This is a genomic window from Micromonospora sp. NPDC051227 (assembly GCF_044455385.1).
Taxonomy (GTDB): domain Bacteria; phylum Actinomycetota; class Actinomycetes; order Mycobacteriales; family Micromonosporaceae; genus Micromonospora.
The window spans coordinates 738,401-752,238 of record NZ_JBITET010000001.1 but is presented as its reverse complement, the minus strand read 5'-3'; the positions used below and the strand labels follow the sequence as shown (position 1 = coordinate 752,238).

At 68.1% G+C, this 13,838-nt stretch carries 9 protein-coding genes; 8 read left to right on the top strand and 1 reads right to left on the bottom strand.

Annotation, left to right across the window (positions count from 1 at the left end; all coding sequences use genetic code 11):
* Window positions 1–25 precede the first annotated feature (25 nt).
* Together ACIA47_RS03455 and ACIA47_RS03450 are read left to right on the top strand one after the other, a co-directional pair.
* Window positions 26–1,228 (top strand): RNA-guided endonuclease InsQ/TnpB family protein, encoded by a 1,203-nt coding sequence (locus ACIA47_RS03455; protein ID WP_396705097.1) that lies wholly within the window; start codon window positions 26–28, stop codon window positions 1,226–1,228.
* Window positions 1,229–1,623: 395 nt separating this feature from the next.
* Entirely contained in the window at window positions 1,624–2,421 is a 798-nt protein-coding gene (locus tag ACIA47_RS03450; RefSeq protein ID WP_396705095.1) for an alpha/beta hydrolase-fold protein, read from the top strand.
* A 109-nt stretch (window positions 2,422–2,530) separates the two neighbouring features.
* Here ACIA47_RS03450 and ACIA47_RS03445 read toward each other — a convergent pair whose 3' ends face one another.
* A complete protein-coding gene (locus ACIA47_RS03445) occupies window positions 2,531–4,054 on the bottom strand; it encodes an alpha-N-arabinofuranosidase (RefSeq protein WP_396705093.1) in 1,524 nt (507 codons plus the stop codon).
* A gap of 382 nt (window positions 4,055–4,436) precedes the next feature.
* Here ACIA47_RS03445 and ACIA47_RS03440 point away from each other — a divergent pair, with 382 nt between their 5' ends.
* The 6 genes from ACIA47_RS03440 (at window position 4,437) to ACIA47_RS03415 (ending at window position 13,835) form a co-directional block, all read left to right on the top strand.
* Window positions 4,437–6,821: a glycoside hydrolase family 3 N-terminal domain-containing protein gene (locus tag ACIA47_RS03440; protein ID WP_396705091.1), complete on the top strand. Its 2,385-nt coding sequence runs from the start codon at window positions 4,437–4,439 to the stop codon at window positions 6,819–6,821.
* Between the two features lie 289 nt (window positions 6,822–7,110).
* On the top strand, window positions 7,111–8,133 hold the full coding sequence (locus ACIA47_RS03435; protein ID WP_396705089.1) for a LacI family DNA-binding transcriptional regulator: 1,023 nt from the start codon (window positions 7,111–7,113) through the stop codon (window positions 8,131–8,133).
* A 170-nt stretch (window positions 8,134–8,303) separates the two neighbouring features.
* Window positions 8,304–10,487, top strand: coding sequence for an alpha/beta hydrolase-fold protein (locus tag ACIA47_RS03430; protein ID WP_396705087.1), 2,184 nt, complete (start codon window positions 8,304–8,306; stop codon window positions 10,485–10,487).
* Between the two features lie 104 nt (window positions 10,488–10,591).
* Window positions 10,592–11,932: an ABC transporter substrate-binding protein gene (locus ACIA47_RS03425; protein WP_396705085.1), complete on the top strand. Its 1,341-nt coding sequence runs from the start codon at window positions 10,592–10,594 to the stop codon at window positions 11,930–11,932.
* A 77-nt stretch (window positions 11,933–12,009) separates the two neighbouring features.
* Window positions 12,010–12,951 carry a carbohydrate ABC transporter permease gene (locus ACIA47_RS03420; protein WP_396705083.1) on the top strand — a complete coding sequence of 314 codons (942 nt, stop codon included), beginning with the start codon at window positions 12,010–12,012 and terminating at the stop codon, window positions 12,949–12,951.
* Entirely contained in the window at window positions 12,951–13,835 is an 885-nt protein-coding gene (locus tag ACIA47_RS03415) for a carbohydrate ABC transporter permease (protein ID WP_396705081.1), read from the top strand. The genes ACIA47_RS03420 and ACIA47_RS03415 overlap by 1 nt, the downstream gene beginning before the upstream one ends.
* Window positions 13,836–13,838 lie beyond the last annotated feature (3 nt).

Below are 13,838 nucleotides of genomic sequence, written 5' to 3'. Positions count from 1 at the left end.
ATAGACCAGTGTTAGATTCGACCCCGTGCAGCTTCGGTACAACTACCGGCTCTACCCGGATGGCGCCCAGCGTGAGGCGCTGGCGAAGGCGTTCGGGTGCGCGCGGGTGGTGTTCAACGACGGGCTGCGCGTGCGACAGGAAGCACACGAGGCTGGCCTGCCGTATCCGACAGACGCCGAGCTGTCCAAGCGGGTTACCGTGGCGAAGTTGACGCCGGAGCGGGCGTGGCTGGGCGATGTGTCGTCGGTGGTGTTGCAGCAGGCCCTCGCGGACCTGAACACCGCGTACCGCAACTTTTTCGCCTCGTTGTCGGGTAAGCGTAAGGGTCGCAAGGTCGCCGCTCCCCGGTTCCGGTCCCGTAAGGACAGCCGGCAGGCCGTCCGGTTCACCGCCAACGCCCGGTTCAAGGTCCTCGACAACGGTCGACTGCGGCTGCCGAAGATCGGCGACCTGGAAGTCCGTTGGTCGCGGGAGCTGCCGGCTGCGCCGACGTCGGTGACGGTGCTCCGAGACGCCGCCGGTCGGCACTTCGCCTCGTTCGTGGTGCAGACCGCCGACCAGTCGTTGCCCGAGCTGGACTCGGAGGTCGGCATCGACCTGGGGTTGACGCACTTCGCCGTGATGTCCGACGGGACGAAGGTGACCGCGCCGAAGTTCCCGCGCCGTGCAGCCCGCAAGCTGCGCCGGTTGCAGCAGGGCTTGTCCCGCAAGCAGCGGGGTAGCAACAACCGCAAGAAGGCCGTCCGGAAGGTCGCCCGCGCGCACGCGAAGGTGGCCGACACCCGGCGGGACTGGCAGCACAAGCTTTCGACGCAGATCATCCGCGACAACCAAGCGGTGTTCGTCGAGGACCTGTGCGTGACCGGTCTCGCTCGGACACGGTTGGCGAAGTCGGTGCACGACGCTGGGTGGTCGCAGTTCGCGGCCATGCTGGAGTACAAGGCCGCCCGGCGCGGGCGCACCTTCGCCCGGGTAGATCGGTTCTTTCCGTCGACCCGCATGTGCTCGGACTGCGGCCGGATTAACGACAAGTTGGCGCTCAACGTCCGGACGTGGGGCTGCCCATGCGGCAGCCTGCACGACCGAGACGTGAACGCCGCCAAGAACATCAGGGCCGCCGGACGGGCGGACCTCAACGACCGTGGAGCGCAGGTAAGACCGGCACCCGTGCCGGCACCGCGCAGGGAAGCGGTAACCCGCCGGGAGCTTGCCCCTTCGGGGGCGTAGCAGACCGGAATCTCCGCCCTTCAGGGCAGGGAGGGCGTCAAGCGTTCACCCACGACTGCGCCGCCGCGCCAACGAGCTCGCCACCGGCTGTGCCCTGCACGACGACCCGGCCAACAGGTGGCAGATCCAGCCGCAGTACCCAGGAGCACCCGGCGCGGTGGGCAGCACGATCTACGTCCCGGCCAGTCGGAAGTTCCCGACGTACGACACCGGTTACCAGGCGCCGGTCGCCAAGGTCGGCCGGCTGGAGTCCCGGCGGTACATTTCGCCGTTGTCGACCAACCCGGCGGGAGTCCACGACATCGTCGTCTACCTCCCGCACGGCTACGACCCCGACCGGGCCACGCCTGAGCCACGGCAGCGGCGACCACTCGACCGCCTGGACGATGCAGGGCGTGGCGCACCTCATCCTGGAGAACGCGATCAAGGAACGTGCGGCGCAGCCCATGGTGATCGTGTCCACCGACTTCAACGGCCTCCCCGGTGGCAACGAGGGCTACGTCAACGAACTGCGGAACAACATCTTCCCGTTCGTCGAGCAGAACTACCGCGTCTCGACCCGGGCGCAGGACCGCGCGTTCGCCGGCTTCTCCGCCGGCGGCAGCCGGGCGTACACCATCATGTACAACCACACCGACCTGTTCGGTTACCACGCGGCCTGGAGCGCGGGCGGCCCGGCAGCCACCCAGGCCCAGGTCGACAGCATGAAGGCGGTGGCCGGCGGCATCATGATCGGCACCGGGCTGCAGGACCGCCTGGGCAACATCGCCGAGAACTCGCAGCGCAACGCCGCCGCCCTGCGGGCCGCCGGCGTCGGGCTGGACGAGTACAACGTGCCGGGCGTGCACACCTGGCAGGTGTGGCGTCCGCTGCTGAACCACTACCTGCGCACCCTGACGTTCCGGGCCACCACCACTGATCTCGACGTCACCACGTCATCGGCGGGCCTGTCGCACCACACGAAGGTCGCCGCCACCGCGACTGTCGGCACGGTCAGCACCAGCACGTCGGCGCCCTCCGGCACTGTCGACTTCTACGCGGGTGACACGCACCTCGGGTCGGTTCCGGTGCACCACGGCGTCGCCCGGCTGAAGAAGACCGTCCATGGTGAGCTGAACGCGCCGGTGGTCGCCCGCTACCAGGGCGACAAGCTCTTCAACGACTCCCGGAGCGATCCGGTCGACGCCCGGTAGTCCCAGGCCGAACCCCGTACTCCCTGTGGTGGGGAAGCCCCGGCCGCGTGCCCCTGGTAGAGCCAGGGTGGGCGCGGCCGGGGCACGTCCGGGACCGTTCGTCAGCCGATCACGGGGTCGTGTCGGTGGCGCGCAGGCGCAGCATGGTCCAGGACGCCGGCGGAAGAGTGAGCTGGACGCTGGCGTCGGCGCCGCGTGCCGTGCCGTTGGGGCGCGGCGCGGCGTGGTCCGGTCCGTCGGCCGTGTTCTTGGCGTGCAGGTCGGTGCCGCCGACGGTGACGCACTCGATGATGTCGCTGACCTGCGCGCCGGCGACGTCGATGGTCACCTCGGCCGGGGTTTCGAGGGCGCGGTTGACGAGGAAGACGGTCATCTCCCCGGTGGTGTCGTCCCAGGTGGAGACCGCGTCGACAGCGTCGATCTCACCGTAGCGGTCGGTGGTCGTCGTGCTGCCCTCGCGCAGCACGTCCAGCACGGTGCCCTGAGCGTGCCGGGCGGTGCGGGCGAAGGGGTGGAAGATGGTCTGCCGCCAGGCCGAGCCGCCCGTCTCGGTCATGATCGGTGCGATGACGTTGACCAGTTGGGCCTGGCACGCCGCGCTCACCCGGTCGCTGTGCCGCAGCAGGCTGATGAGCAGGCCGCCGACGACGACCGCGTCGGCCACGCTGTAGTGGTCCTCCAGCAGGGGCGGCGCGACCGGCCAGTCCTCGCCGCTCGGGGGCGTGGACGGGGCGGCGGACTGGTACCAGACGTTCCACTCGTCGAACGCGATCATGATCTTCTTGGTCGACCGACGGATCGCTCCGACCGAGTCGGCGATGGCGGTGACGGCGTCGATGTACCTGTCCATGTCCTCGGCCGAGGCGAGGAAGCTGGCCAGGTCGTCGTCGACCGGCTGGTAGTACGCGTGCAGCGAGATCAGGTCCACGTCGTCGTACGCCTCGGTCAGCACGTCACGCTCCCAGCTGCCGAAGGTCGGCATACCGAGGTGTGAGGAGCCGCAGGCGACGAGTTCGAGATCGGGATCGAAGCGGCGCATGGCCTTCGCGGTCTGCGCCGCGAGTCGCCCGTACTCGGTCGCGCTGCGCTGACCCACCTGCCACGGGCCGTCCATCTCGTTGCCCAGGCACCACAGCCTGATCCCGTAGGGATCGACGGCGCCGTTGTCGCGGCGCTGGTCGGCGAGTTGGCTCCCACCGCGGTGATTGGCGTACTCGAGCAGGTCGACGGCCTCGGCGGTGCCACGGGTGCCGAGGTTGACCGCCATGATCGGATCCACACCGGCCTTGCCGACCCACCGCATGAACTCGTCCAGCCCGAACGCGTTGGTCTCCAGGCTGTGCCAGGCGAGGTCGAGCCTCGCCGGTCGTTTGTCGACCGGGCCGACGCCGTCCTCCCAGCGGTAGGAGGAGACGAAGTTGCCGCCGGGATAGCGGACCGTGGTGACGCCCAACTCGCGCACCAGCGCGAGGACGTCGCCCCGGAAGCCGTCGGCGTCGGCCGTCGGGTGCCCCGGCTCGTAGATTCCGGTGTAGACGCAGCGACCCAGGTGCTCGACGAACGAGCCGAAGAGTCGACGTGGCACCGGTGCGACGCGTCGGCGGGGGTCCAGGGTCAGGCGGGCCGTGTTCACGCCGTTCTCCGGCGCGCTGTCGAGGTGGGTGTTCAGGGCTGGCTCCCTTCGTGCAGGTCCGACGCGAAGGTCTCTGCCCGAGCGCCGGGACCGAGGGGTGGTGGAGGCGGTGTGAGCTCTGGACAACGTGATCGTCTTCGATTACGTTCTCGATCTATGTAAACGTTACCGATTACGTTTACGTAAGGGAACACGGCACCTGGATCAATGTCCGGCTGGCGCGGCCCCAAGGCCGTGTCGCCCCAGCTGACCGGGTGTCCGCTTCCGCCCGCCTCGCCGCCACCGCTTCCCGGGCGTCGTCCGCAGCGCGCGTCCAGGCGCCGGCGGCGTGGTGACCGACGGGGCCGAAAGACCAGCTTGTCGCGGTGATTGGGGTGACCGGGTGACAACTGTTGAGCCGGAGATCGAGGCGACCTACGCGGATCCGACAGCGCCCGTCGACGAACGGGTGTCGGATCTGCTGGCCCGGATGACCCGCGAGGAGAAGCTCGCGCAACTCGGCAGCACGTGGGCGTTCACCCTGCTGGAGGGCGGACGGTTCGCGGCGGAGCGGGCCCGGCCGATCCTTCGACACGGCCTGGGGCACGTGACCCGCGTCGCGGGGGCGACCAGCCTGAAGGCGGCGCAGGTGGCGCGGGCCGCCAACGCGATCCAGCGCTTCCTGGTCAGCGAGACCCGGCTGGGGATCCCGGCCATAGTGCACGAGGAGGTCTGCTCGGGGGTCATGGCCCGCGAGGCGACCATCTTCCCGCAGGCGATCGGCGTCGCGAGCACCTGGGCTCCGGAGCTCAACCGGCAGCTGGCGGACACCGTTCGCGCACAGATGCGCGCCATGGGAAGCCACCAGGGGCTCTCGCCGGTGCTGGACGTGGTGCGCGACCCACGGTGGGGCCGGACGGAGGAAACCTACGGCGAGGACCCGTACCTGGTGTCCCGGATGGGGGTGGCGTTCGTCCGGGGCCTGCAGGGCGCCGACCTGACCGACGGCGTCCTCGCCACCGCCAAGCACTTCGTCGGCTACGGGGCGTCCGAGGGTGGGCTGAACTGGGCGCCGGCCCACCTGCCGCCGCGTCTGCTGCGCGAGGTGTACCTGTACCCGTTCGAGGCGGCGGTCCGCGACGGCGGGCTCCAATCGGTGATGGCCGGCTACCACGAGCTCGACGGCGTCCCGTGCCATGCCAACCAGGAGCTCCTCGCCGACGTCCTGCGTGGGCAGTGGGGCTTCACGGGCAGCGTGGTCTCCGACTACTTCGCCGTCAACGACCTCCACTCGTACCACCACTTCGCACAGGACAAGCAGCAGGCCGCGACGGTGGGCCTCGGCGCGGGCGTGGACGTCGAGCTTCCGGCGACGGACGCGTACGCGGATGCCCTCACCCGCGCTCTGGACGCCGGCGAGGTCAGCGAAGCCCAGCTCGACGAGGCTGTCGCACGGATCCTTCGGCACAAGGTCGAACTCGGGCTCTTCGAGAACCCGTACGTCGACGAGGACGCGGCCGCTGCGACGGCCAACGCCGAGCGGCACCGGGACGTGGCGCTGGAGATCGCCCGCCGCAGCCTCGTCCTGCTCAAGAACGACGGCGTCCTGCCGCTGCTCGGGGAAGCCGGAACTGTCGCGCTTATCGGCCCGAACGCCGACGACGCCCGACACCTGCTCGGTGACTACTCGTTCGCGGCCCACATCGAGGCGTTGGCCGCGGCGCGTGAGCGGCGTGGCCTGCTCGGCGAGATGATGACGATCCCGGATGATCTGGAGATCGACGAGAGCACCGACGGTGTGCCGACGGTGCGTGACGAACTCGCGGCGCGGCTGGGCGACCGGCTGCGCTTCGCTCCGGGCTGCGACGTGCTCGATCCGTCGACCGAGGGGTTCGCCGAGGCGGTCGCGGTCGCCGCGGCGGCCGACGTCGCGGTGCTGGTCCTGGGGGACCGTTCGGGAGTGACGCGCGAAGCCACCACGGGGGAGTCGCGGGATCGGTCCAGTCTGGACCTGCCGGGCGTGCAGGAAGAGCTGCTGCGTGCCGTCGTCGCCACCGGCACGCCCGTCGTGGCGGTGCTCGTCGCCGGCCGACCCGTCGGTAGTGACTTCCTGCACGAGGAGTGCGCCGCCGTGCTGATGGCCTGGTTGCCGGGGGAGACCGGGGCGCAGGCGATCGCCGAGGTGCTCCTCGGTGCGGTGAACCCGAGCGGAAGGTTGCCGATCTCGTACCCCCGCGGCGTGGGCCAGATCCCCGTCTTCTACGGCCACAAGGTGTCCGGCGGGCGGTCACACTGGCACGGCGACTACGTGGACTCGCCGGTCGCCCCGCGATACGCCTTCGGCCACGGCCTCGGGTACACCTCGTTCGTGATCGAGGACGCCACGGTGGAGTGCGCCGAGGTCCGCGCCGAGGTCCGCGCCGGGGACAGCGTCGGTGTCGAGGTCACTGTCACCAACGCCGGACACCGGGCGGGGGAGCAGGTAGTGCAGCTCTACGTCCGCGACCCACAGGCCACGATCACCCGGCCGGTGCTGGAGCTGAAGGCCTTCGCCCGCGTCGAGGCCGCCGCCGGCCAGCGGGTGGCGGTACGGTTCGCGCTCCCCACCGGCCAGCTCGGTTTCTACGACCGGAGCATGGCGTACGCGGTGGAGGTAGGGCAGATCGAGGTGTACGTCGGCTTCTCGGCTGTCGACCATACCCATGCCGGCACCTTTGTCATCAGTACGGACCCGGACCGGCCGACGTCGAAGGTCTTTACCGGGACCGTCGAAGTTCGGCAACTGTGATCGTTCACCCGGGTCCGGGAATGGTTCTTGACGGAGCGTGCCGTCCTGTTGTCAACGGGTGGCACCGGCGCGTAAACCGGGCCCCACTTCGACCCCCGGCGGAGGATGCCGATTGCGTTATCCGCAACGGCATCCGAGCGTCAATCCCGCCCTCGGTGGCGTCCAGTTAGGACGTTTTTCGCGATGGTCGGGTAAGGACGAAGAGGTCTTGTGTTCGTAATCGTTCTCAGTTACGTTGGCAACATCCTGGAAACGTAACCGATAACGATTGCAGTCCAGAGAGAGCGGCATGATTGAAGTCAATGCGCCGGTAACAATGAGTGATGTCGCCCGAGCTGCTGGCGTTTCCACCGCCACGGTCTCGCGCGTCGTCAACGGGCATTACGGCGTCAGCGCTCGCACGGTCGCTCAGGTGCGCTCCGCCATCGAGCAGCTCGGCTACGAGTCGAGCCTGGTGGCCACCAGCCTTCGGCGCAGCCGCACCAACGTTCTGGGCCTGGTGGCGCACAGCTTCCAGTCGTACACGGCGGAAGTGCTCAAGGGCGTGATGAAGGCGCTGAGCCGCTCGGGCTTCGATCTGATCATCTACGCCAACAGTGACCTCTACGGGTCGTATTCGGAGGGTTGGGAGCAGCGGCACCTGACCCGCCTGTCGGGCACCCTCACCGACGGGTGCATCGTCGTCACGCCCTGGGGCGAGGTCCGGAGTCGGACGCCGGTCGTGGCCATCGACCCGGTGCGGGGCTCGACGGGGCCCTCGGTGATTTCCGACAACCTCGCGGGCGCCACCACGGCGGTCGAGCACCTGCTCGGCCTGGGCCATCGGCGCATCGGGTTCATCGCCGGCCGCGACAGCCTGGCCTCGGCCTGGGCGCGGGAGGAGGGATACCGGGCCGCGCTGACCACCGCCGGGGTTCCGGTCGACCCGACACTGATCGGCCGAGGAGATTTCAACCCCGAGTCGGCGACTCCGCTGGCGCGCGTCCTGCTGCAACGACCGGACCCGCCATCGGCGATCTTCGCGGCGAGCGACGGGATGGCCTTCAAGGTTCTGGAGGTCGCCAGGGAGCTGGGGTTCTCGGTGCCGGGGGACCTGTCCGTCGTGGGGTTCGACAACATTCCCGAGTCGGCGTTGACCCAGCCAGGTCTGACCACTGTGGACCAGTCGATGTATCAGCTCGGGTACGAAGCCGCGCGGATGCTGAAGTCACTGGTGACCGGCGAGTGGGACGAGCCGGGCCAGATAGTGCTTCCGACCAGCCTCGTCGTGCGCGACTCCACCGCACCACCGAAGAGCGCGCCACGACCATGACATCAGCCCATTGGTGCACGAGCCTGGTCGCTCCCGACAGAGCGATCAGGTTGGTGTGCCCGTGGCAGCAGCCTGAAGGAGGCGCCCGCAGCACACACGGCCAGATCCACAGTTGAGTTGAGCCGGTCAGTCGGGTCGCATCCGCTGCCGGCACATGAAAGGAGTGGAGTGTGACTACCGAACATTATCACGGGCGCTTACGCCGTCTGGGCGTACGTCGGCGGCTCTCGGCGGCGTTCACCGCCGGGGTCATCGCCACCGCGGCGGTGCTCATCGCGCCGCAACCAGCCGCGGCGGACACGCCGTGGCTGAACGTCTCCGCGGACCGCTACGCCACGTTCGCCGTCCCGGCGGCGTACGTCCAGGAGAACCTGGGCACCGTCTCGCAGGTCGTCGTCGAGGGAAACTTCGGTCCGTCGGCCAGCTGGGCGGAGTTCGGTCTGACCCGTCGGGGTGACGTGTGGTCGGGTGTTCTCGGCGCGTTGGAGCCCGGGCTGTACAACTACCAGGTCACAGCCGACGACACCAAAACCATCAAGGACCCGACGAACAGCACCAGTGTCGCGTCCAACCCGCTCCTGAGCACCTTCCTCGTCGCGGGTGATTCGGCACGGTGGCTGCTCGACGCGCCAGCCGGCACCGGCGGAAAGATCGAGACGCTGACCTATCGGACCAGGAACGCACAGCGCTCCGCCCTGGTCTGGACGCCACCGGGTTACGCGGCCAAGGGCCCGAAGGGATACCCGGCGCTCTTCCTGCAGTCGGGTGACGGTGTCGCCGCCACCGACTGGCTCGACCTCGGCCGATCCAAGCAGATCCTCGACAACCTCTCGGCCGCGGGAGCCATGAGCCCGATGGTGGTGGTGATCAACAATGCCAACGCCTCGGACGACAAGGAGTTGAAGGACCTCCGGAAGGCTGTCACCGACAACTTCCGGGTCCTTCGCGATCCGGCGCACCAGGCGATCGCGGGTGTGTCCGACGGCGGCACGCAGGCGTTGCAGGCAGCGCTCACCAAGCCGGGTCAGTTTGGTTACGTCGGTTGGTTCTCGGGCACGTCGGCTCCGGAGCTCGACCGGAAGGACGCCAAGGCGATCAACCGCGGCGTCAAGCTGCTCCGCCTGTACACGGGCAACGTCACCGATCCCGCGTACAACACCACCTACCGGCTGACGAAGGCGTTGGCCCGCGCCGACGTCCGGTTCGAGTTCGACGGGGTCAACCCCGACGGCGGCGCTACCTGGACCACCTGGCAGGAGAACCTCGTCGACTTCGTGCCGCGGTTGTTCCGGCACGTGGCCGACCACGGGCCGAGCCCCGGTCACCAGCCGCTCAAGCGGGAGTTCACCCCGCCGCCGGCCGGCACCACCCCGACGCCCTTCGTCACCGAGGACGGGTTCGTCACCTTCGAGACCACCACTGACTTCACTGACGCTCAGCACGTCACGGTCTGGGCGAACGTTGCGCCGGGCGGCAGCTGGTTGCGACTGCCACTGACCCGCGACGGCGACCGGTGGCGGGCAACCGTGGGCCCGCTGAAGCCCTGGTTCTACTACTACCGGCTGATCGTGGACCGGGTCGCGGTCAAGGACACCTCCAACCCGACGACTGTCACCACCGAACCGATGTGGAGCACCTTCTTCATCCCCGGGCCGGGTGCCCGACTGCTCTCGGACGTACCCGCCGATCGGGGCGGGAAGGTCGAGAGCATGACCTACACCAGCACGGTGGCCGGCCAGGACCGGACCGCGCTGGTCTGGACCCCACCCGGGTACGACCCGAACCGGGCGCAGCCGTACCCCGTCCTCTACCTCCAGCACGGCGGTGGCCAGAACTACACGGACTGGGTCGAGATGGGCCGTGCCAAGCAGATCCTCGACAATCAGTTCCTCGACGGCGACCTCACGCCGATGGTTGTCGTGATGGGCAACGGCAACTCGTCGAACTTCAACAGCGAGTTGCGGGAGAACATCGTCCCGACGGCCCGTGCCCGCTACAACATCTCCAGCGATCCGTCGCAGCAGGCCCTCGCGGGCCTGTCGATGGGCGGCGGGCAGGCGTTCGGGGTGCTGCGGACCTACCCGGGCGAGTTCGCCTACGTCGCCGCGTTCTCGGCCGGTTTCGGCAGCGGCACCGGCGTCGACGTGGCGGCGATCAACAACGGCACCAAGATGCTGCGCCTCTACGTCGGTGACCAGACCGACTTCGTGTACCCGAGCTTCATGGCATCGCTGACCACGTTGAACAACCTCGGTATCCGCTACGAGTTCGACGGGGTCACCCCCGGGCCGCACGGCTGGGACGTGTGGCAGAAGAACCTCATCGACCTGGCGCCCCGTCTGTTCAAGCGCTAGGAGCCGTCGCTGGCGACGCCACCGGGAGCAGGGCTTCCTGCCCCCGGTGGCGTCCGCCAGCGCATGGATGCAGTGCACCGCCATCGCCGAAGGGAACCATCTCAATGAAGAGAAGACGAATACTCGCCACGGTAGCCATGCTCGCGGCGGGGACCGGTCTCGTCGCCTGCTCCTCCGACGAGGGCGGCAGCGACGCGAGCAATTGCACGAACACCATCACCAAGCAGAACGTGCCGGTCGTGACGATGTGGGGGTGGTACCCCAACACCCAGCTCGTCGTCGACAACTTCAACAAGCTGCACGACGACGTGCAGGTCTGCTGGACCAACGTCGGGCAGGGCGGCGACGAATACGACAAGTTTCAGACCGCCATCTCGGCGGGCACCGGCGCGCCCGACGTGATCATGGTCGAGGCGGACCGGATCCCGACCTTCCAGATCCAGGGCGCGCTCATCGACATCAAGCAGTACGGCTACGACGCGGTCAAGGCCAACTACGGCGAGGGCGCTTGGAAGGACGTGTCGGTCGGCGACAAGGTCTACGGCGTCCCGGTCGACGGTGGCCCGATGGGCATGATCTACCGCAAGGACATCTTCGACAAGTACAAGATCACTCCGCCGAAGACCTGGGCCGAGTACGAGCAGGCCGCGCAGAAGGTGAAGGACGCCGGTGGCCCACTGTTCGGGGATCTCGGCGCGAACGTCCCGGCGGTCCTGATGGCGCTGCAGATCCAGAAGGGTGCCTCGCCCTTCACCTATGACCCGGCGCAGCCGAAGGCGATCGGCGTGAAGCTCAACGACCAGGCGTCCAAGGACGTGCTGGACTACTGGGGCGGCCTTGCCAAGAAGGGCCTGGTCGGTACGCAGGACCAGTTCACCCCGGAGTACATCTCCGGCGTGATCAACGGCAACTACGCGACGTACATCTCGGCGGCGTGGGCACCCGGCTACCTCACCGGCGCGGGCGTCGGTAAGGGGCAGGACACCGGCAAGTTCGCTGTGGCGCCGCTGCCGCAGTGGGACCCGGCCAACCCGGTGCAGGTGAACTGGGGAGGGTCGGCCTTCTCGGTGACCAAGCAGGCGAAGAAGCCGGAGCTGGCCGCGAAGGTCGCCTACGGTCTCTACGCCGACAAGGAGTCACTCACCGACGGCTGGACCAACCAGATCATCTTCCCGTTGAACCTCACGGCGCTCAAGGACCCCGCGTTCGCCGACCTGAAGGTGGCGTTCTTCGACGGCCAGCAGGCGAACAAGGAGGTCTACCTCCCCGCCGCCGAGGCCTACAAGGGCGTCGCGTACGCACCGTTCGGTCAGTACTACCTGGACGCCATGACGAAGCAGGTCAGCGAGATCATCAAGGGCTCCGTCACCGGTTCGCAGGCTGCCGACCGGCTCCAGGAGGACGTGGCGAAGTACGCCAAGGAACAAGGCTTCACCGTTCAGTGACCGGATGGGTGGGCCGCGCCGGCACCGGCCGGCCGGCCCACCCGCCCCCCCTCAGCGTCCACGTCCCGGAGACCAAGATGACACTCCTGACCGAGAAGCGCGCACCGCGTCCTCAGCCTGAGACGCGCAAGATCCGTGGCAAGGTGCACCTCCGCGAACACCTGATGGGGTGGCTCTTCGTCGGGCCATTCGCTCTCGTCTTCCTGGCGTTCCTCATCGCACCGCTGGGATACGCGCTGTACCTCAGCCTGTTCCAGAAGAAGCTGATCGGCGGCACCAGCTTCGTCCTCTTCGACAACTACATGAAGGCGTTCACCGACCCGAGCTTCCTGTCCGGGGTGTGGTTCGTCATCCGCTTCTCGCTGGTCTCGATCCCGCTGCAGATCGTCATCGCACTCGCGCTGGCCCTCATCCTGGACTCGGTGACCACCCTGTTCGCTCGCTTCTCCCGCCTCATGATCTTTCTGCCGTACGCGATCCCCACCGTGATCGGGGCCGTGATGTGGGGGTTCCTCTACAGCAGGGGCTTCGGCCCGCTCACCGACATCTTCGGGCTGTTCGGCGCCACCGCACCCGACTTCCTGGGCAGCGACCTGATCTTCTACGGGCTGCTCAACGTCGTCACCTGGCAGTGGGCCGGCTACTACATGATCATCTTGTACGCGGCGTTGCAGGGAGTCGACCCGACGCTCTACGAGGCGGCCCGGATGGACGGCGCCGGGCGGTGGCAGATCGCGACGCGGATCAAGATCCCGCTGATCGCGCCCGCCCTGATCCTCATCCTGGTCTTCTCGCTCATCGGCACCCTGCAGTTCTTCAACGAACCGCAGATCCTGCGGTACCTCGCCGCGGGCACCATCGGCTCGGACTTCACCCCGAACATGTACGCGTACCAACAGGCGTTCTCGCTCGCCAACTTCAACTACGGGTCGGCGATCTCCTTCGCCCTCGGCGGGGTCGTGTTCATCTGCGTGTACGCCTTCCTGTTCTTGACCCGCAAGCGGAGGAGCTTCCTCTGATGACCGCCCCCACGAGCGTCCGCGCCGGTGCCCGCCGGCCACAGCGCTATCTCCCCATGCAGATCCTCCTCGGCTTCCTGGTGATCTATTTCCTCGTACCGTTCTGGTGGGTCATCGTCAACAGCTCCAAGGACGCGCCCGGCCTGTTCGGCGGCGGCAACACGATGTGGTTCACCGACCAGGTCGACTACCTCGGCAACCTCCGGCAGCTCTTCACCTACGACGGTGGCATCTACCTGCGGTGGATCCTCAACTCCACGCTGTACGCCATCGCCGGCGGCGTGGGCGCCACGGTCCTCGCGGTGATGTCCGGTTACGGCTTCGCCAAGTACCGCTTCGCCGCCCGGCGCTTCAGCTTCGCCGTCGTGCTCGGCGCGCTGATGGTGCCCGCCACCGCCCTGGTCATCCCGACCTTCATCATGTTCTCCCGGCTCGGCATGACCAACACGGTCTGGGCGGTGATCCTGCCGTCGCTGCTCAACCCGTTCGGCGTCTACCTGATGCACGTGTACGCGCGCGACGCGGTGCCCGACGAACTCCTGGACGCGGCGCGGGTCGACGGCGCGGGAGAGATACGGACGTTCATCCAGATCGCTCTTCCGCTGATGCGTCCCGCGGTGGTCACCGTGCTGCTCCTGTCGGCCGTGGCGTCCTGGAACAACTACTTCCTGCCGCTGGCCATGCTCTCCGACAACCGGCTCTTCCCGGTCACCGTCGGTCTTGGCCTCTGGCAGGGAATCGCGTCCGCGAACAACGCGGGAACCACCTCGCTGTGGAGCCTCATCATCCTGGGCTCCCTGGTGTCCGTGATCCCGCTGATCATCGCGTTCTTCAGCCTGCAACGACACTGGCGCGGCGGCCTCTCCGTCGGAGGTCTGCGGTAGGCC

Excerpts from the sequence above, each read along its gene's own strand:
- ACIA47_RS03435 (WP_396705089.1), top strand. The coding sequence starts at position 7,111 with ATGATTGAAGTCAATGCGCCGGTAACAATGAGTGATGTCGCCCGAGCT.
- ACIA47_RS03420 (WP_396705083.1), top strand. The coding sequence starts at position 12,010 with ATGACACTCCTGACCGAGAAGCGCGCACCGCGTCCTCAGCCTGAGACG.
- ACIA47_RS03425 (WP_396705085.1), top strand. The coding sequence starts at position 10,592 with ATGAAGAGAAGACGAATACTCGCCACGGTAGCCATGCTCGCGGCGGGG.
- ACIA47_RS03415 (WP_396705081.1), top strand. The coding sequence starts at position 12,951 with ATGACCGCCCCCACGAGCGTCCGCGCCGGTGCCCGCCGGCCACAGCGC.